This window comes from Nonomuraea sp. NPDC050691 (assembly GCF_040654455.1).
Classification (GTDB): Bacteria; Actinomycetota; Actinomycetes; order Streptosporangiales; family Streptosporangiaceae; genus Nonomuraea.
On sequence record NZ_JBFAIA010000166.1, the window covers coordinates 1 to 18,312 of the forward strand.

The 18,312-nt window shown below is 73.4% G+C and carries 16 protein-coding genes and 1 pseudogene; 10 read left to right on the forward strand and 7 right to left on the reverse strand.

Annotated elements, in window-relative coordinates:
* Positions 1–193 (forward strand): hypothetical protein (locus tag AB0H81_RS36135; protein ID WP_358384099.1); only part of this gene is annotated, 193 nt, incomplete at its 5' end.
* Positions 194–447: 254 nt separating this feature from the next.
* Here the strand turns inward: AB0H81_RS36135 and AB0H81_RS36140 are convergent.
* Positions 448–1,452 (reverse strand): hypothetical protein, encoded by a 1,005-nt coding sequence (locus tag AB0H81_RS36140; RefSeq protein ID WP_358384102.1) that lies wholly within the window; start codon positions 1,450–1,452, stop codon positions 448–450.
* A 100-nt stretch (positions 1,453–1,552) separates the two neighbouring features.
* On the opposite strand from AB0H81_RS36140, the gene AB0H81_RS36145 reads away from it, so the two are divergent.
* The 4 genes from AB0H81_RS36145 (at position 1,553) to AB0H81_RS36160 (ending at position 4,513) form a co-directional block, all read left to right on the forward strand.
* On the forward strand, positions 1,553–1,996 hold the full coding sequence (locus AB0H81_RS36145; RefSeq protein ID WP_358384105.1) for a MarR family transcriptional regulator: 444 nt from the start codon (positions 1,553–1,555) through the stop codon (positions 1,994–1,996).
* A 93-nt stretch (positions 1,997–2,089) separates the two neighbouring features.
* Positions 2,090–2,758: a DUF6461 domain-containing protein gene (locus tag AB0H81_RS36150; protein ID WP_358384108.1), complete on the forward strand. Its 669-nt coding sequence runs from the start codon at positions 2,090–2,092 to the stop codon at positions 2,756–2,758.
* A 44-nt stretch (positions 2,759–2,802) separates the two neighbouring features.
* Entirely contained in the window at positions 2,803–3,717 is a 915-nt protein-coding gene (locus tag AB0H81_RS36155) for a methyltransferase domain-containing protein (RefSeq protein ID WP_358384111.1), read from the forward strand.
* Positions 3,718–4,036: 319 nt separating this feature from the next.
* A complete protein-coding gene (locus AB0H81_RS36160) occupies positions 4,037–4,513 on the forward strand; it encodes a DUF732 domain-containing protein (protein ID WP_358384114.1) in 477 nt (158 codons plus the stop codon).
* 185 nt (positions 4,514–4,698) lie between these two features.
* On the opposite strand, the pseudogene AB0H81_RS36165 reads toward AB0H81_RS36160, so the two are convergent.
* The 4 genes and pseudogenes from AB0H81_RS36165 to AB0H81_RS36180 all read right to left on the reverse strand — a co-directional run.
* Positions 4,699–4,803 (reverse strand): annotated as a pseudogene (locus AB0H81_RS36165) (siderophore-interacting protein); the annotation flags it as partial.
* 31 nt (positions 4,804–4,834) lie between these two features.
* Positions 4,835–7,303, reverse strand: a complete 2,469-nt coding sequence (locus tag AB0H81_RS36170; RefSeq protein ID WP_358384117.1) for a polynucleotide kinase-phosphatase — start codon at positions 7,301–7,303, stop codon at positions 4,835–4,837.
* On the reverse strand, positions 7,287–8,789 hold the full coding sequence (locus tag AB0H81_RS36175) for a 3' terminal RNA ribose 2'-O-methyltransferase Hen1 (protein ID WP_358384119.1): 1,503 nt from the start codon (positions 8,787–8,789) through the stop codon (positions 7,287–7,289). The genes AB0H81_RS36170 and AB0H81_RS36175 overlap by 17 nt, the downstream gene beginning before the upstream one ends.
* Positions 8,790–8,854: 65 nt before the next feature.
* Positions 8,855–9,769, reverse strand: a complete 915-nt coding sequence (locus tag AB0H81_RS36180; RefSeq protein WP_358384122.1) for an LLM class F420-dependent oxidoreductase — start codon at positions 9,767–9,769, stop codon at positions 8,855–8,857.
* A gap of 117 nt (positions 9,770–9,886) precedes the next feature.
* Here AB0H81_RS36180 and AB0H81_RS36185 point away from each other — a divergent pair, with 117 nt between their 5' ends.
* The 5 genes from AB0H81_RS36185 (at position 9,887) to AB0H81_RS36205 (ending at position 15,629) form a co-directional block, all read left to right on the forward strand.
* Positions 9,887–11,086: a hypothetical protein gene (locus AB0H81_RS36185; protein WP_358384125.1), complete on the forward strand. Its 1,200-nt coding sequence runs from the start codon at positions 9,887–9,889 to the stop codon at positions 11,084–11,086.
* 90 nt (positions 11,087–11,176) lie between these two features.
* Complete coding sequence (locus tag AB0H81_RS36190) at positions 11,177–12,307, forward strand: histidine kinase (protein WP_358384128.1); 1,131 nt, start codon at positions 11,177–11,179, stop codon at positions 12,305–12,307.
* Positions 12,304–13,485, forward strand: coding sequence for a histidine kinase (locus AB0H81_RS36195; RefSeq protein ID WP_358384131.1), 1,182 nt, complete (start codon positions 12,304–12,306; stop codon positions 13,483–13,485). The genes AB0H81_RS36190 and AB0H81_RS36195 overlap by 4 nt, the downstream gene beginning before the upstream one ends.
* 64 nt (positions 13,486–13,549) lie before the next feature.
* A complete protein-coding gene (locus AB0H81_RS36200; RefSeq protein ID WP_253774812.1) occupies positions 13,550–14,149 on the forward strand; it encodes a response regulator transcription factor in 600 nt (199 codons plus the stop codon).
* A gap of 82 nt (positions 14,150–14,231) precedes the next feature.
* Positions 14,232–15,629, forward strand: coding sequence for a sugar porter family MFS transporter (locus AB0H81_RS36205; protein WP_358384134.1), 1,398 nt, complete (start codon positions 14,232–14,234; stop codon positions 15,627–15,629).
* A 9-nt stretch (positions 15,630–15,638) separates the two neighbouring features.
* On the opposite strand, the gene AB0H81_RS36210 is transcribed toward AB0H81_RS36205, so the two are convergent.
* Positions 15,639–16,733 (reverse strand): LacI family DNA-binding transcriptional regulator, encoded by a 1,095-nt coding sequence (locus tag AB0H81_RS36210; RefSeq protein WP_358384137.1) that lies wholly within the window; start codon positions 16,731–16,733, stop codon positions 15,639–15,641.
* A 170-nt stretch (positions 16,734–16,903) separates the two neighbouring features.
* A complete protein-coding gene (locus AB0H81_RS36215; RefSeq protein ID WP_358384141.1) occupies positions 16,904–17,890 on the reverse strand; it encodes a hydroxyacid dehydrogenase in 987 nt (328 codons plus the stop codon).
* Between the last annotated feature and the right edge of the window lie 422 nt (positions 17,891–18,312).

The following is an 18,312-nucleotide window of genomic DNA, read 5'->3' on the forward strand; positions in this document are numbered from 1 at the left end:
CGGGGCTCGCGTGCCGCACCTCGTGGTGGTGGGGGGCGGGTTCCGCGGTATGAGCGCGGCGGCGCCCCATCCGCCGGCCGCCCGGACCGCCGGTGCGAGGACCAGTACGCCCACCACGCCCTGCGCCGCCCTGCTCGGCGCCACCAGCGCGCCCGCCCCGGCCGGCCACGACAGGGTCAGGGGGCGGAAGTAGCCGGGGAACAGGAAGGGGGAGATGCCCAGCCCTGTTCCTCGACCTGTGGGCTGCCGCGTCCGGCGCCGGAGGTCGTCCCGCTCGGCGCCGCCGTGGTGCGACGCGTGCTCGCCGCGCTCGGGAACCCCTCGTCGGCCCGCGGTCGTGGCGTGGCTGGGCGAGCGGGGCTACGAGCCGGCCGACCTGCGCGCGTTCGACGCCTTCCCCCCAGACTCACCACGTGGAGTGCGTGGCGCTGCTCGTCCGCGGGTGAGCTAGAGCCCGCGCACCAGTGCGACGGAGAAGGGCAGGCTCGGCGTGCCGTCGCCCATCGGGCCGCCCTTGTCGAACTGCGAACGCACGACGTACAGGCCGTCCCGGTGCCACGTCAGCGTGGTCGGGAGCTGGAGGGCCTGGTCGGTCAGCCGCCGCTCGGCCCGTGCCGCCGTGCCGTCGCGGGTCACCCGCCAGCGGCTGATCGTGTCGACGGTGTTGTGCACCGCCCACAGCGTCGCGCCGCGCAGCTCCAGCCCGTCGGCGTGCAGCATGTCGCCTCCCTCCAGCGTGACCTTCCGGACGGCACGGGTGGCGAGGTCGACGCGGTAGAGGCCGCCGCCCGTCATGTCCGCCGTCAGCAGGTAGCGGCCGGCGGGGTCGGCGACGATCCCGTTCAGCGTGAACGTGCCGGGCGCGCCCGGGGCGCCCGCGTCGCTCAGATCCGCGTACGGCGTGAGCGGCGCGCTGCCGCCGCGGGCCCGGGCGAGCTGGCGGGGGGTGACCCGATAGACGACGGCCCGTGCGCTGTCGGTGAGGTAGGCGGCGCCGTCCGGCGCGATGGCGACGTCGTTGACGAACGTCGGCTCGTCCCCCTGGACCTCGAAGCGGGCGAGCGGCGCGCGGGTGCGCATGTCGTAGACGGTGACGCCGCTGGTGGAGTCGGTGACCCACAACCGGCCGGCGCGGTCGGCCTCCAGGCCGTTGGCGGTGTGCCGGCCGTCGGCGCCGGCCGGCAGGAAGGTCTCGGCGACCCGCCGCCCGGGCGTCATGCGGAACACGGCGCCGTCGGTGTAGGAGCCGGCGTACAGGTCGCCGGTGCGCGGATCGGCGGTGATGCCTTCGGGGTAGACCCGGGCGCCGGGCAGCTCGAAGGCGGTGGAGACGGTCGCGGCCGGGGCGGAGACCGGCGCGGCGGTGCCGGCCGCGGCCACGGGGGCGCCGCCGGAGAACGCCACGACCAAGGTCGCCCCCGCCACGACGGCGACTCTACTGAGGGAAGGCATGACTCTCCCATAAGGGTTAGATCATTAGAACGAGTACGCACGATAATTAGAGTTCTAATCTCTGTCAACGTCGGCTGCGTAGGGTGGTTACCATGCGGAGATGACCTCGATGCCCGTTTCCGAGCGCCTGGGCTTCCACGTCAAGCGCGCGGAGCAGGCGCTCAACGCGGCCAAGAACGCCGCGCTGAGGCCCGCCGGACTGACCGTGCCCCAGTACGCGGCGCTGCTCCACCTCGCGGAGAACCCGGGCATCTCGGCCGCCGCGCTCGCCCGGGCGTGCGGCGTGACGCCGCCCACCATGAACACCGTCCTCAGGAACCTCCAGGAGCAGGGCCTGATCGAACGGACGCCGCACGAGTGGCACAAGAACATCCTGGAGACGCGGCTCACCGCCAAGGGCGCGCAGGTGATGGCCGCGGCCGACGCCAACGCCGTACGCGTCGAACGCGGGCTCGCCGGCGCCTTCAGCGACGAGGAGCGCGAGACCCTGATCGCCCTGCTGGCGCGCTGCGTCGAACAGCTGGAGGGGGCACGGCCCGCCTAGCGCGCTCACGCGGACAGGATGCGGGCCGCGCCCTCCACCGGCCGGATTGTCGGTGCTGTCGGGCACCATCGCCGAAACGATCAAGGAGTGGCGATGGCGACCGACCTGCTCGCCCCGTACCGCTGGCTCGCGGTTCCGGCGGGGCACAAGGACAACCTGTTCGATGAGATCTTCTGTTTGTCCTTCCTCCGTGGACTGGAACCGGCCGAGGTGTTGCGCCGTTTCGCGACGCCGGAGGCGCGACAGGGGGCGCCCCAAGAGTCGCTTCAGGGGCGGGTGATGAGCCTGGACGAGTACGGTCACGCGGCGTTCGAGTTCGGCGACAGGTACGGCGGCGCCCTGGGCGGTGGACACGTGGGAGTCGTCCAGGCCGGCGACTGGTGCGTGGCCCTCGAACTGTACGGCGGGAAGGCTGCCCGCGGAGACACCCTGGCGAGGCTCTCCTCCGGTGGTGAAGTGGTGACCGTCTTACGCCACGACTACGCCAACCACCATGTCGCCTACGCAGTCGACGGCGAGACCGTCACCTGCTTCAACCCCTACATGCCGGACATGCGGTCGGGCAGTGATCCGGATCGGCTCAACGGGCTCATGCGGGAGGTCGGCCTTCCCCTGGGGCCGACGACCGGAGGCGAGGACTGGAACGACCTCTACGCGACCGCGGTCGCCCGGTCGTTCCACCTGGCGGCGAGGATCACCGGTGTCGTGCCCACGCCGCGCATGCTGAGCGGCCCGCTCCTGGTGGGCCCGGTGCAGCGGTGAAAATCGGATGGCGTCCCAGGGACGGGTGTCGTTAGGGTCGCGCCGTGATCTACGAACATCCTCTGGCCTACCTGCTCGGCGTCGAGGGGGTCGCGCTGCTGCGCTCCTTCAGGGGTGAGTTCGGCCGCGACTTCGTGGAGGCACGACTGGCCGAGATTCGTAAGCTTCTCGACGACGAGGCGCTGGCGGGCGCGGCCGTCGAGGTGGCGAACGTGGGCGCCCCCGAGGGATACCGCATCTGGTCCGGCACCTACGACGGGCCCAACGGCCTGTTCGACATCGAGGAGCCCGTCGTCGGGCGGATCCTCGACGGCCTTCCCGCGGGCGACGCGCTGGACGCGGCCTGCGGCACCGGCCGGGTCGCGGCGTCCCTGGCCCGGCGTGGCCACCGGGTCCTCGGCGTGGACGGCTCGCCGGACATGCTCGCGCGGGCGCGCGCCCGGGTGCCACAGGGCGTGTTCTCGCTCGGCGACCTGGGCGACCTGCCGGTGCCCGACGACTCCGTGGACCTCGTGGTCTGCTCCCTGGCGCTGACGCACGTCCCGTCACTCGGGCCGGCGATGGCCGAGTTCGCCCGGGTCCTGCGTCCCGGGGGGCATCTGGTGGTCTCTGACATGCATCCCGAGGGGGTGGCGCGGGGCTTCGTCCCGCCCGTACGGCTGGCGGACGGGCGGCCGGGCCGGATCGCCACCTACCGTCACACGGTCGGCGACTACCTGCGCGCCGCCCTGACGGCAGGGCTGCAGGTGCGCCGCTGTGAGGAGCCGAGGCTCGCCGATACGCCTTCCGCGGCCGAGGCGCCCCCTACGGCCGCCTCCTCCTCGGCCGAGGTGGCCGAGGTCTGGGACGTCTGGCCCTGGTCCCTGACCGGCCTGGTGCCGGAGGCCGCGCGGGCCGCCCACGGCGACGCGCCCGCGATGGTCGTCTGGCATTTCCAGCTCGCGACGTCCGGCCGCTGACGCCGGACGTCGTTCTGGCCGCCACCCCTGCTTTTCGCCTGATTCGCTCGGATCAAGACGGAGCCCGAAGCTCACCCGTACGGCCCGCGGCCCCACCGGGCGTACCCCCGGCTCGCTCGCGTCCCCGGATGGGTGGCGGACGTGACCTCCAACGATGGCTCCCGATTAAGGGATAGCCGTTTATCAATGTTTCGGTCATCCATCTGGGAGAAAAACGGACGACGGTGGTCATGTGGGGCGTACCGTGCGCAACATGCGCCCCCAGCCGCAACCTCCCCAGCCGCAGACCTCCCCACCGCCTCACCCAGGGCTCCCCGAGATGAGCGCGCGGCAAGGTGAAGCCGAGGGCGTCCGGGGCGAGGCGGGTGGCCGGCCGGGTGGGAGACGGATTCTCGCGCTGGCCGGGACCGCGCTCGTCGGCGGCGTGAGCGTCGCCCTGGTCGTGGCCGGGCTCGTCGCCTCCGAAGGCCCGCAGCCGCTCCCTCCCCGGAACGCGGGACACGCCGCCATGCAGGCCCCGCTCGCCGCCGGAGACGGTTCCGGACCGATGCGGGAGCCGAGCCCTGGCCCGGGGCAGCGCGCCGCGTTCCTGGACCGGCTCGAGGACATCGCCCCGTGGCTGGTGCCCGAGGAGGGCACGGCGATGAGCCGGGCCCGCGCCACCTGCCTCGACATCCGGCGCGGCAAGCCGGGGAGGGAGCTGGTGAGCGACGCCCAGGAACGCTTCACCGACGTGACCAGGCAGCAGGCCGCCGACATCGTCGAGGCGGTCCAGGAGTGGTGCCCCCGCCCCTGACCTCCGCCGCCCCGGACCTCAAGCCACGCGTACAGCGGCTGCCGGGCCTCCGGCTCCTCCTCGGGGACCTCCCAGAGCTCTTCGGCGTCGACGTCCACGTCCTGGAACGCCTCCCACCGGTGAGAGACGGGCGGCGGCAGCCGGTCGGCGGCGGCGCGGACGGCGGGGGGCAGGAGCTCGCCGCGCACAACCACCTCCACGTCCACCTCGCCCGCCTCGGGGCGCACCCGGCGGGCGGTGTAGGCGCGCATGGGGTTCTGGCGCTCCGCGGCGAGGGCGCGCCAGCGCGCGGACCAGTCGGGCCCTCGGGCAGGACGCGTCCTACAGGCGCGGGTCCACCGGCTCCGACTCGAGGGCGAGGACCGCGAAGACCGGCTCGTGGACGCGCCAGGCCGGCTCCCCCTCGCACAGCCGGGACAGGGCCTCCAGCCCCAGCGCGTACTCCCGCAGCGCCATCGACCGCTTCTTGCCGAGGAAGCGCCTGCGCAGCACGTCCAGCGACTCCGTGTAGTCGGGCCCGTAGATGATGCGCAGGTACTCGCGTCCCCGGACCTTCACCCCCGGCTGGACCCGCCCCGGCGTGTACGCGGCGGGCTTGACCACCATGCCCTCGCCGCCCTCGGCCGTCAGCGACTCCCACCAGGCCACCGCCCCGGCCCGCGACTCCTCCGAGTCCAGAGACACGAACCGGTGGCGCGTGTGCGTGATCAGCGGCGAGTCCAGCAGCGCCAGCGTGGACAGGTGCCAGGCGTGCGGCTCCAGCGCCGCGGCCCGCCCCTCGCAGGCGAGAATCTGGAACGGCGCCACCCGCACCCCGTCCAGCCCGTCGACCGGCCAGCAGTAGCGGGCGTAGGCGTCGCGGAACAGGGCAGCGTTGGAGGAGCGGCGCCGGGTGCGCGACAGCAGTCCGCCCACATCCAGTCCGCGCCCGGCCGCCGCTTCCAGGGCCGACACGGCCTCGGGCAGCGCCACCCGCGCCGCCGCGCCCACCGAGGCGTACTGGGTTCTGATCAGCTCGCCCGCCTTGGCCGACCAGGGCAGCAGCTCGCAGTCGAGCACCACCCAGTCGGAGCCGAGCTCCGCCCACAGCGGCGCGCACGCCTCCCGCAGCCGGTCCACGAGCGGCCCGTTGTCGGCGAAGAACGGCCGGCCGGTACGCGTGTAGACGGCGCCCGTGCTCCCGTCCGTGACGCCGAACCGCTCGCGCGCCACCTCCGGCGTCCGCGCGAGGACGGCCACGGCCCGCGAGCCCATGTGCTTCTCCTCGCACACGACCTCGCCGACCCCGGCGGCGGCGAACTCCGCGAACGCCTCGGCCGGGTGCTCCAGGTAGCCGTCGAGCGTGGACGTCTCCGGCGGCGCCATCGTCGGAGGCAGGTAGACCAGCCAGCGCGGGTCCACCGCGAACCGGCTCATCACCTCCAGCGCGGCGGCGGCGTTCTCCTCCATCACCTTGACCCGGGGACCGAAGCGGGTCTCGACGTACCGGGTGCCCCGCACGTCGTCGATGTCCAGCATGCCCGGCTCACGCGCCGAGCCCTGCGGGCCGCCGAGCGGCTTGACCGGCTCGTACCAGACCTTCTGGGCCGGCACCCGCACCAGCTCACGCTCCGGGTAGCGCAGCGCGGTCAGCTCGCCGCCGAACACGCAGCCCGTGTCGAGGCAGATCGTGTTGTTGACCCATTCGGGCCGCACGGTCGGGGTGTGGCCGTAGACGACCATGGCCCGCCCCCGGTAGTCGTCGGCCCACGGGTAGCGCACCGGCAGGCCGTACTCGTCGGTCTCGCCCGTCGTCTCCCCGTACAGGGCGAACGAGCGGACCCGGCCGGACGCGCGCCCGTGGTAGGCCTCCTTCAGGCCGGCGTGCGCGACGACCAGCCGGCCGCCGTCGAGCTGGTAGTGGCTGATCAGCCCGTCCATGAACGCCCGCGCCCGCTCCCGGAACTCCGGCGGCTGCGCGGCGAGCTGGTCCAGCGACTCCTGGAGGCCGTGCGTGGTCCTGACGTTGCGGCCGTTGAGCGCGCGCACCAGCTTCTGCTCGTGGTTGCCGGCCACGCACAGCGCCGTGCCCGCCTCGACCATGTCCATGACCAGCCGCAGCACACCCGGCGTGTCGGGGCCGCGGTCCACCAGGTCGCCGACGAACACCGCCGTGCGCCCCTCCGGGTGCCGCGGCCCCTGCCAGCCGAGCCGCGCGAGCAGCTCCTCCAGCTCGGCGCGGCAGCCGTGCACGTCGCCGATGATGTCGAACGGGCCCGTCAGCTCCCGCTTGTCGGTCCACGCCTTCTCGTACGTCACCGAGGCGTTCTCGACGGCGTCGAGCCCGCGCAGCACGTGAACCTTGCGGAAGCCGTCCCTGGAGATCTTCGACAGGGAGCGGCGCAGCTCCTTGCGCTGCCGGATCACCACGCCCGGCCCGAAGTCGCGGTCGGGACGGGCGGCGTTGCGCTCGATCGCCGTCTCCTCGGGCACGTCGAGCACGATGGCGTCGGCCAGCACGTCGTGCCGCCTGGCCAGGTCGATGAGCGCCTTGCGGGCGCCGTACTGGACGTTCGTCGCGTCCACCACGGTCAGCAGGCCGCGCGACAGGCGCACGCCCACGATGTGGTGGAGCAGCTCGAACGCCGCCGGAGTCGCCGCCTGGTCGTTCTCGTCGTCGGAGACCAGGCCGCGGCAGTAGTCGGACGAGATGACCTGGGTCGGCCCGAAGTGCCGGGCGGCGAACGTCGACTTCCCGCTGCCCGACACCCCGACCAGCACCACCAGGGACAGCTCAGGAACGCTGATCACGGGTGAACACTCCCATCTGCGTCGGCGGGCCCACCTCGGGGTCGTCCTCGCCCACGGGTAACAGGGCGACGGTGTAGCCGTGGCGGGCGGCCACGTCCGAGGCCCACGCCGCGAACTCCGCCCGCGTCCACTCGAAGCGGTGGTCGGGGTGGCGCAGCCCGGTCAGGAACTCGTAGCGCACGTTGTACTCGATGTTCGGGGTGGTGACGAGCACGTGCTGGGGCCGGGCGTGGCCGAACACCACCCGCTCCAGCGCGGCCAGGCGCGGCGGGTCCACGTGCTCGATCACCTCCATGAGCACGGCCGCGTCGTAGCCGGTCAGCCGCTTGTCGGTGTACGTGAGCGCCCCCTGGAACAGGGTCAGCCGCTCGCGCCGCGTGGCCGGCATGCGCTCCAGCTTCAGCTTGCGCGCGGCGATGGTCAGGGCCATGGGGGAGACGTCCATGCCGCCCACGCGGGCGAAACGGGGCCGGGCCAGCAGCTCGCCGACCAGCTCGCCCTGACCGCAGCCGAGGTCGATGACGCTGGTCGCGCCCAGCTCCTCCAGGGTGCGCAGCACGGCCTCGCGCCGCTTCCCGCTGAGCGACCGCGGCCCGGCGGGCTCCGCCTCGGCGGCCGGAGCCTCCTCCGGCTCGGCGTCCTGCGCCTCCCCGGCGTCAGGAGCCGGGTCGTCCGGCGTGGCGGGGGAGTCCGGGGCCGTGGCGGAGGGCTCCTCCGGGATGGCCGGCTCCAGCGCCTCCTCCGTCTCGTCGCCCAGCTCCGCCAGCCGCGCCAGCGCCGCACGGGCCAGCGTCCACCGCCGGCCGAGGTAGCGCCGCGTGATCAGCGTCCGCTCCGGATGCGCCCCGAGCCAGCCCTCGCCGGCCCGGACGAGCTTGTCCACCTCGTCGGGCGCGATCCAGTAGTGCTTGGCGTCGTCGAGCACGGGCAGCAGCACGTACAGGTGGTTGAGCGCGTCGGCCAGCCGGACGGTCCCGGTGAGGCGGAGCGTCACGTACCGCGAGTCCCCCCACTCGGGGAACCCCTCGTCGAGCGGCACGGCGTGCGCCGACACCTCCCAGCCGAGCGGCTCGAACAGCCGGCGCGCCAGGTCGGGGCCGCCCCGGCAGGGCAGCGCGGGCAGCCGCACCTCCAGCGGCAACGGCGTGGCCGCCAGCTCCGGCCGGGCCGCGCACCGCCCCGCCCGCGCGGTGCGGAACACGTCGGCGAGCGCGACGGCCAGCAGCGACGAGGCGGCGTAGGGCCGGTCGTTGACGTACTGCGACAGGCTGAAGTCCGGCGAGCCCTTCCCGCGTGAGCGGGCCAGCGTCACCGGGTCGACCTCCAGGAGGAGGGCGGCGGTGCAGCGTTCCTCGCCCGCCTCCGGGTAGAACACGGTGGCTTTGCCGGACGACTGCCCGAACTCCTGCACCCGGTCGGGATGCTTGTGCAGCAGGAAGCCCAGGTCGGTCGCCGGTCTCGCGGTCGTCGAGATCGTCAGCAGCACGCGCCAAGTGTGCCGGTCCAGGACGAACCACGCCAACCGATATGTCGGTGACGATCGCCCGCGGATCAGACGTGCGGCAGCACCTCGGCGGCGATCAGCTCCAGGTGGTCGGCGTCGGCCAGGTCCATGAGCTGGAGGTACACCCGATCGGCGCCCAGCTCCCCGAACCGGCCCAGCTTGTCCAGCACCTCGGCCGGGGTACCGGCGAGCCCCTTCCGGCGCAGCTCCGCGAGGTCCGTGCCGATCGCCGCCGCGCGCCGCTCCAGCTCGGCCTGGTCACGGCCGACGCACACGGTCTGCGCGGCCGACAGGACGAGCGTGCGCCCGGTCTCCTCGGCCGCCCGCCGTACCCGGTCGTACGCCGCGCCCGTCTCCTCCACCGTGTGGAACGGCACGTTGTACTCGTCGGCGTACTTCGCCGCCAGCCGGGGCGTGCGCTTGGCGCCGACACCGCCGATGATGATCGGCGGGCGCGGGCGCTGCACCGGCTTCGGCAGCGCGGGAGAGTCGGCCAGCCGGTAGTAGGCGCCCTCGAACGAGTACGGGCCGTCGGACGTCCAGAGCCCGTCGATGATCTCCAACTGCTCCTCGAACCGGCCGAACCGTTCCTGCGTGGGCGGGAACGGGATGCCGTACGCCGCGTGCTCCCGGTCGAACCAGCCGGTGCCGAGGCCCAGTTCGACCCGGCCGCCGCTCATCTGGTCCACCTGCGCGACGCTGATCGCCAGCGGGCCCGGCAACCGGAACGTGGCCGGGGTCACCAGCGTGCCGAGCCTGATCCTGGAGGTCTCCCGCGCCAGCCCGGCCAGCATGAGCCACGCGTCCGTGGATCCCGGCCCCGGATCGCCGGCGCCGATGCGCAGGTAATGGTCGGACCGGAAGAACGCGTCGAAGCCCAGCCGCTCGGTCGCCTGGGCGACGGCGAGCAGGTCGTCATAGGTGGCGCCCTCCTGGGGCTCCGTGAAGATCCGCAACTTCATGTCGCCATTATCGGCATAGAGCGGACGGCATCCGGAGAACGCCCCCGGCGAAGCCGTCCGGCTTGCTACCGTCGCCGTCAACGCTCTGTGTGATCGGCCGACGACTCGGGGTGGCGCATGTCTGGTTCGCGGCTGTCCGGCCCGCGGTCGTCCGACTCGCGGCTGTCCGGGACGGGCGCTTCCGCAACGCGGTCGTCCCCTCGCGGGCGGGCGTGCGGGGGACGGCGCGCGCGGCACGACGGCACGCTGCCGCGTCCGCTGGCGTTCCTGGCCGCGCTCGGGCTCGCGGGCGTGACAGGGGTGTCGATCACGATGCTGCCGGCCCGCGCCCTGCCCGACCTCGTCCCGCCGTCGATCTCCCCGGCGCTCGCCCGGCCAAGGCCGCCCGCGGCGCCCTCGCCCGCCGCGGCGGGGCCCGCGTCGTTCGTCCGCTTCGCCGAGCCCGGCCGCGACCCGGGCTTCGACCTCGCCGACGACGCCCGGCTCACCGGGGCGCGCTGGTACGCCCTCGCCCACCTGGTGGCCGGCCCCGGAGCCTGCACCCCCGCCTGGACCACCTCCTCCACCCCGTCCCCGGACCCGTCCTCCGAGGCCACCCCGTCACCCTCCGCGCCTTCGCCCAGCCCCTCCCCGGCTCCCTCGATGGTCCGGGCGGCGGAGCCGGACGGCGCGCTGGTCGCGGAGATCCGTGCGTTGCGCGACGAAGGGGGCGGCGCGGGCCTCGTGCTCGGCGGGACCCGGGGCCGCGAGCTCGCCGCCGCCTGCCCCACCCCGGAGAGCCTGGCCGCCGTCTACGGCGCCGCCGTCTCCCGGCTCGGCGCCGCGTACCTCGAGGTGGAGGCGCGTGACGCCGCCGACCGGGACGCCGTGGTCCGCCGGGCGCGCGCCCTGCGGCTGCTCCAGCGGGAGCGACCGCTGCCCGTGACGTTCACGCTGCCGCTCCACGAGGACGGCCTGGCCGAGCGCGACGTCGCCATGCTCCACCTCACCCGCCTGTACGGCGCCGACATCGCCACCGTCAACCTGCTGACCGCGATCGAGCCGTCCGGTTCGTCCCCTGGCAGGCTGCGCCGCGTCGCGTCGGCCGTGCGCGCCGCCGTCCGGCAGGTCGCCAAGGTACAGGGGATGGACGGCCCCGCCGGCGCGTGGCACCAGGTCGCCCTCACCCCCGTCCTGGACGGCGCCGCCGACCTGAGCGAGACCGACGCCCGGGCGCTGGCCGCGTTCGCCGCCCGCAACGACCTGGCCTGGCTGTCCCTGCGCGGCACCGAGCCGGAGCCCGCCGTGGCCCGCGTCCTCGCGCACACCCTCGCCTGACCGGCCCCCTGGCGTACCCAATGCCGCACCGGCTCCCGAACTATAGGATTCCGGCAAGTGAAGATGACTTCGCCGGCGAGGGGGAGGGCGGTGGCAGGCCAGGCGCGCACGGCGCGGAACCTCCTCATCTACTGGATGGACGGCGTGGCCGCCCTGCTGGCGCTCGCCTTCGTGGGCATGGTGCTGACGGTGGCCGTGGCGGGGAAGATCTCCGTGCCGCAGGCTCTGGCCGCGGGCGGCTGCCTGCTCGGCGTGTGCGGGCTCTTCCCGTTCCTGCTGCGTGAGGCGTTCGACACCCGCCCGGCACCCAGCGTCCGGCTGATGGCGGCGGGGCTGCTGTCGGCGGGCGCGGTGGCACTGCTGCCGCCTGTGTCGGCCGGTACCGGCGACGGGATGTGGGCGATGGTGACGTTCCTGTGGCTGTCGGCGGCGGTGCTGTACCTGCGGGCCTGGGCGGCCGTCTGCACCGGCGCGGTCGTGGTCGTGTTGACGACCGCCGCGGTCGTCCCCATCACGCGTCAGCCGTGGCAGCCGGTCCTGCTGCTCCAGGCGCTCACGGCCGTGGTGATGGCCGGGGGCGTGTGGCTGTGGCGGTGGCTGTGGTGGACGATCAGGGACGCCTACGACGGCAAGGAGGCCAAGGCGAGCCTGGCCGTGGCGGAGGAGCGGCTGCGCTTCGCCCGTGACCTGCACGACCTGCTCGGGCACAGCCTGTCGGTGATCTCGCTGAAGAGCGAGCTGGCCGCCAAGCTGGCCACCCGGGCCGGGGCCGAGGGCAACGCGGCGCGGGAGATGGCCGACGTGCGGCGGCTGGCCGCGGAGGCGCTGGCGGAGGTGCAGCTCGCCGTGGACGGCTACCGGACGCTCGACCTGGAGGAGGAGCTCCACGGGGTGCGCGCCGCGCTGGAGGCGGCCGGCGCCCGCTGCGAGATCGACGCCGCCACCGCCGGCCTGTCACCCGCCGCCCGCGCGCTGCTCGCCTGGGCGGTCCGCGAGGGGGCCACGAACGTCCTCAAGCACAGCGCTGCCACGCGGTGCTCGATCACGATCCGCGACGGCGCCCTGGAGATGCGCAACGACGGCGTCCATGTCGTCGGCGACCCGGGCGACGGCAGCGGGCTGCGCGGCCTGGCGGAGCGGATGGCCGCCGCCGGCGGCACGTTCGCGGCCGGGCCCGACCCCGCCGGCGAGTTCGTGCTGAAGGCGGTGGTGCGGGCGTGAGCGGGCAGGCGGGGCGGGTCCGTACCGGATGGGCGGGAGCCGGCTGGTTGAGTGCCGCGCGGACGAGGGCCGGGCGGTTACGGTGGGGACGCGCGACGAAGCTGGACAAGATCCGGTGGCTCTGCGTCTACTCCACCGACACCCTCCACCTGATGTCCCTGACCGGCCTCCTTGAGCTGTACCTGCGCTGGGAGAAAGGGTTGATGGCGACGCTGCCGGCGATCGCCGTGAGCGTGCTGCTGGTCGTCCTCTTCGTGCTCGCCGCCCGGACGTTCCGCCGCGCGGTCAGGGGCGGCAGCCGGCCCACGGCCGTGCTGTGGGTGTCCGGCGTGGTCGCCCTCGTGCTGTCGCTCTGCTGGGTGATCTGGGCGCCGGTGCTCTGGCTGGGCATGCTGCTGCCGTTCGTGCGCCGGCGCACCGTCGTCGCGGCTTCCGTGGTGTCGGTCGTGGGGTTCAGCGCGAACCTGGCGCTGTTCGGGGGCGGCGTGCTCTGGGGCGTCACCGTCATTCTGACGGTCATCACCGCGTTCGTCCTGGGTTGCATCGGCGCGAACCTGTGGCTGTGGCGGCTGGCCAAGGAGGCCCATGAAGGGCAGGAGGCCAGGGCCCGGCTGGCCGTGTCCGAGGAGCGTCTGAGGTTCGCCCGCGACCTCAACGACCTGCTCGGCCAGAGCCTGTCCGAGATCTCGGCCGGCGCCGCGCGGGCCGAGGACCTGCTCGGATCCGACCCCGAGGCGGCGGCGGGGCGGATGTACGAGGTGCGTGACGCGGCCCGGCAGGCGCTGCGCGAGGTGCGCGCGACCGTGCAGAGCTACCGCACGCTCGACCTCGACGAGGTGCTCGCCAGCGTGCGGGCGGTCCTGGAGGCGGCGGGAGTGCGCTGCGCGGTCGACGCGGACACCGTGGCGCTCGGGCCCGAGACGCGCACTCTGCTCGCGACCGTCGTCCGGGAGGGCGCGACGAACGTGCTCAAGCACAGCAAGGCCGAGCGCTGCACGATCACGATCAAGGATGGAGTGCTGGAGATGTCCAACGACGGGGTGAGCGGCCCGGTGGGCGACCACGCGCCGGACGGGCTCGGCGGCCTGTCGCGGCGGGTCAGCGCGGCGGGCGGCACGCTGCAGGCCGCGCCCACCCGCGAGGGCGCCTACGTGCTGCGCGCGGCGGTGCCGGCATGACCGCGAGGACGGCGCCGACGACGGCGGCTCGCGAGCGGGCGGCGGCAGGGAAGGGGGCGGCGGGATGACGACGCGGGTGCTGCTGGCCGACGACGAGCACCTGATCCGCGGCGCCCTGGCCGCGCTGCTCGACCTGGAGGACGGCATCGAGGTGGTCGCCCAGGTGGGCCGGGGCGACCAGGTGCTGGCCGCCGTGACCGAGCACCGCCCGGACGTGGCCGTGCTCGACATCGAGATGCCCGGCATGGACGGCCTGAGCGCCGCCGAGCAGATCAGCTCCCAGTGCAAGATCGTCATCCTGACCAGCCTGGGCCGGCCCGGCTACCTGCGGCGGGCGATGGCCGCCGGCGTCAGCGGCTTCCTCGGCAAGGACGCCTCCGCCGAGGAGCTGGCCATGGCGATCCGCAAGGTCCAGTCGGGCGGGCGCTACCTCGACGCCGAGCTGGCCGCCGCCGCGATGGCCGCCGGCGACAGCCCCCTCACCGACCGGGAGCGCGACGCGCTGCGCCTCGCGGGCGACGGCGCGACGATCGCGCGGATCGCGGGCGAGCTGCACCTGACCGAGGGGACGGTGCGCAACTACCTGTCGAGCGCGATGACCAAGCTCAACGCGCAGAATCGGCTGGAGGCCATCCGCACCGCGCAACGCATGGGCTGGCTGTGAGACCCCACGTCAAGATTGCGTAAGGCTGGCGGTATAGGTGCCTTCTGAGGGGTAGATGCCGGTTCCATAAGGAGGAACCGCGATGGCTGCACCCGCTCATCAAGAGAACCTGGGACATGTCGTCTTCATCACCGCCGCGGCGGCCATAGGCGGGTTCCTGTTCGGCTACGACAGCGCCGTGATCAACGGCGCTGTCGTCGGCATCCAGAAGTACTTCCGTGTCGGGGCGGTGGAGATCGGCATCGTGGTGGCCATCGCGCTGCTCGGCTCGGCCGTCGGCGCCTGGGTGGGGGGCAACCTGGCCGACCGCTGGGGGCGCACGCGGACGATGCAGGTGGCGGCCATCCTGTTCGCGATCAGCTCCATCGGGCAGATGCTGCCGTTCGGCGTCTGGGACCTCGGGGTGTGGCGGCTCCTCGCGGGCGTGGCCATCGGCATGGCCTCGGTGCTCGGGCCGGCGTACATCGCGGAGGTGGCGCCGCCCGCCTACCGAGGCCGGCTGGGGTCGTTCCAGCAGCTCGCGATCGTGCTCGGCATCGCCGTGTCGCAGCTCGTCAACTACGCGCTGGCGCGGGTGGCGGGCGGCAACGTGAACAACCCGCTGTGGGGGCTCCAGGCGTGGCAGTGGATGCTCGGCGCCTGCGTCGTGCCGGCCCTGCTCTACCTGCTGTTCGCCTCGACGATCCCCGAGTCGCCCCGCTACCTGATCATGGCGGGCCGCACCGAGCAGGCCCGGCGGGTGCTGCAGGAGGTCGAGGGCTCCGGCGTCAACATCGACGACCGCGTCCACGAGATCCAGCACGTGCTGCGCACCGAGCGCCGGCCCACGATGAAGGACCTGCGCGGTCCCGCGCTCGGGCTGCTGGGGATCGTGTGGGTCGGCATCATCCTGTCGGTCTTCCAGCAGTTCGTCGGCATCAACGTGATCTTCTACTACTCGACGGTGCTGTGGCAGTCGGTCGGCGTCACCCAGGCCAACTCCCTGCTGATCAGTTTCTCCAGCTCGGTCATCAACATCATCGGCACGTTCATCGCGATCGCCCTCGTCGACCGCATCGGGCGCAAGCCGCTGCTGCTGATCGGCTCGGCCGGCATGGCGGTCTCGCTGGGCACCGCCGCCTGGGCGTTCAGCTTCGCCCGCACGGTGAACGGGGCGGTCTCGCTGCCGGACACGCAGGGCCTCATCGCGCTGGTCGCGGCCAACGTGTTCGTGCTGTTCTTCGCCCTGTCGTGGGGTGTGGTGGTCTGGGTCCTGCTGGGGGAGATGTTCCCCAACCGGATCCGCGCCGCCGCCCTCGGCGTGGCCGCCGCGGCCCAGTGGATCGCCAACTGGGCGATCACGGTGTCGTTCCCGGCGCTGGGGGACTGGAACCTGCCGCTCACCTACGCCATGTACTCGTTCTTCGCCGTCCTGTCGTTCCTCTTCGTCACCAGGTGGGTGAAGGAGACCAAGGGCCGGCCGCTGGAGGAGATGGGCTGACCCGCCCGCTCACCGGTGTGAAGCGGCCCCCCGGCCCTCCACGGGACGCCGCGCGGGCGGCCGGACGGAGTCGCGGACCACGATGTGCGTGCCGAGCACCACGTGCTGGCGTTCCTCCCGGTGCAGGGCGAGCCGCACCGCCGTGCGCCCCAGCTCCTCGGTGGGGATGCGCACCGTGGTGAGCCCCGGTGACATGTCGGCCGCGAACGGGATGTCGTCGTAGCCCGCCACCGACACGTCGTCCGGCACGCTGAGCCCGGCCTCGCGCAGGGCGGCCACCACCCCGATGGCCACCATGTCGGTGGCGGCGAAGACCGCGGTGAAGGAGGAGCCCAGGGACAGCAGGCGCTTCGTCTGCTCGTAGCCGTCGGCGCGGTCGAACCCGGACGGGATCAGCAGCGCGGGGTCGTGCGGGACGCCGAACGCCTCATGGGCGCGGACGAACCCGCGGACCCGGTCACGTTTGGTCGTGCTGGCGTGGTCCGGCGCGTCGGCGCCCAGCAGGGCGATGGTCCGGTGCCCCTGCGACAGCAGATAGCTGGTCATCGCGAAGGCGCCGCCCTCGTTGTCGTACTCGACCACGGTGGTGGGCACGTCCACCCCGAGCGGCGGCCGGCCGCACAGCACCAGCCGCGAGCCCGCCTTGTCCAGGGCGTGGGCGAAATGGGTCATGCGCTCGACGTAGGCGTCGTCGAGGGAGCCGCCGCCCACCAGGATCACCGCGTCGGCCCGCTGCTCGCGCATGGCCTCGACGACGGCCAGCTCACGGGCCGGGTCGCCGTGGGTGGTGCACACCATGCACAACCGGCCCTCGGCGGTGGCCTGCTGCTCGACGCCCCTCGCGACGTAGGCGAACGACGGCCCCGTGACGTCCTCCAGCACGAACGCGACCATCTTCGTGCCCTCGCCGGACAGGGCGCGGGCGTGGACGTTGACCACGTAGTCGAGCTCGCGCATCGCGCGCAGCACCCGCGCCTTGGTGGAGGCGGCGACCGGGTAGTCGCCCTTGATCACGCGGGACACCGTGGTGGCCGAGACGCCCGCGCGCGCGGCCACGTCGCGGATGGTGACGTGCTCGTCGTCGGTGCTCGCTCTTCGCGACAAGGCCGGCCTTCCACGGTTCTCGACAAGGGTTCTCGACGGGCGGAGCGGTACTGCGGAGCAGGGGGCGTGCGTGGTGACGCGGAGGGCCCCGATCTCCGGGGGCGCGCGCCGTCTCGGGCGGCGTCTACCCGCCCGCAGTCTACGGCCAGCGTGATCCGCTCGGCATCTCATCAGGCCACCCGGTCCAGCTCGTCGTGGGTCACCTGGTGCGCCAGCGGCAGCCCGCCGGCCAGCCGTTCCAGCTCGTCCAGGACGGCGGCGCCCATCCGCGACAGCTCGTTGCCGTGCGAGCCGGCGATGTGCGGGGTGAGGAAGACGTTGGGCAGGTCGAACAGCGGAGAGGCCGGCGGCAGCGGCTCGGGCTCGGTGACGTCGAGGATCGCCGACAGCCGCCCCGACGCCAGCTCGGCGACCAGCGCGTCGGTGTCGACGAGCGACCCGCGGGCGGTGTTGATCAGCACCGCGCCGTCCGGCATCAGCGCGAGCCGCGCGCGGTCGAGCATGTGGTGGGTCTCGGGGGTGGCGGGGGCGTGCAGGCTGACGATGTCGCTGCGCCGCAGCAGCTCCTCCAGCGACACGTGCCGCGCGCCGGGCACCCGGGTGTAGGGGTCGTACACGCAGAGGTCCAGGTCGTACGGGGTCAGCAGGTCGAGCACCTTGCGGCCGATGCGGGAGGCCCCGACGACGCCGACCCGGCGGCCGTTGTTGCCGACTCCTGGCTCGATCGCGGCCAGGGTGAAGCCGCGTTCGCGCCGGTAGCGCTCGCTGAGCGCGAAGACCCCCTTGCCGGCCAGCAGGATCGCGCCGACGGTGTACTCCGCCACCGGGACGGCGTTGGCCGCGGCGGCCGAGGAGACCAGCAGGCCGCGCTCCCAGCCGGCGGGGGTGACCAGGCCCTTGACCGAGCCGGCCGCGTGCAGCACGGCGCGCAGGCGGGGGGCGGCGGCCAGCACCGCCTCGTCGAGTGGAGGGCAGCCCCAGCCGGTGATGAGCACCTCGGTGCCGGCCAGGTCCAGGCGCGGGTCGTCGAAGCGCTCGGCGACCAGGGTCACGTCGATGTCGGCCAGCGTGTCCAGCCGCCGCAGCAGGGGCGCCGGGAAGAGCAGGGCGAGATGTCTCTCGTGCATGGCGAACAGCGCCTTGGGACGTCGGGACACAGGGGAAGCCCTCCATTCCATAGTGAACGGTTTCTAACCTAGGAGCGCCGCCTGTGAGCGGTCAATGGTGCGCGTGATCACTCCGCAAATCCGACTTATCAGCAAAGAGAGGCAGGTCCTTCACTCCTGGAAGCCGGTATGTAACGTATCCGTAACGCCTCCTTGTCGTGCTAGCCCCTCGGACGTAGCTTTCGCAGTGACCGATTTCTATCGCGGCCACCCACCCACCCGCCGGACCACCGCCGGGCGGGCGGAGCGGGCCGGCGCCCGCATCTGGAGGGACGCCATGGACGGCACACGACCTACTTCCGTTGATCCCCCCGGGGAACCACGGCCGGCTCGCCACGCAGATCCGCGAGGTGGAAACCGGCCCGGTGACCGTATGCCTTTACTGGCTCGAATACGCAAATATCGGTATCAGG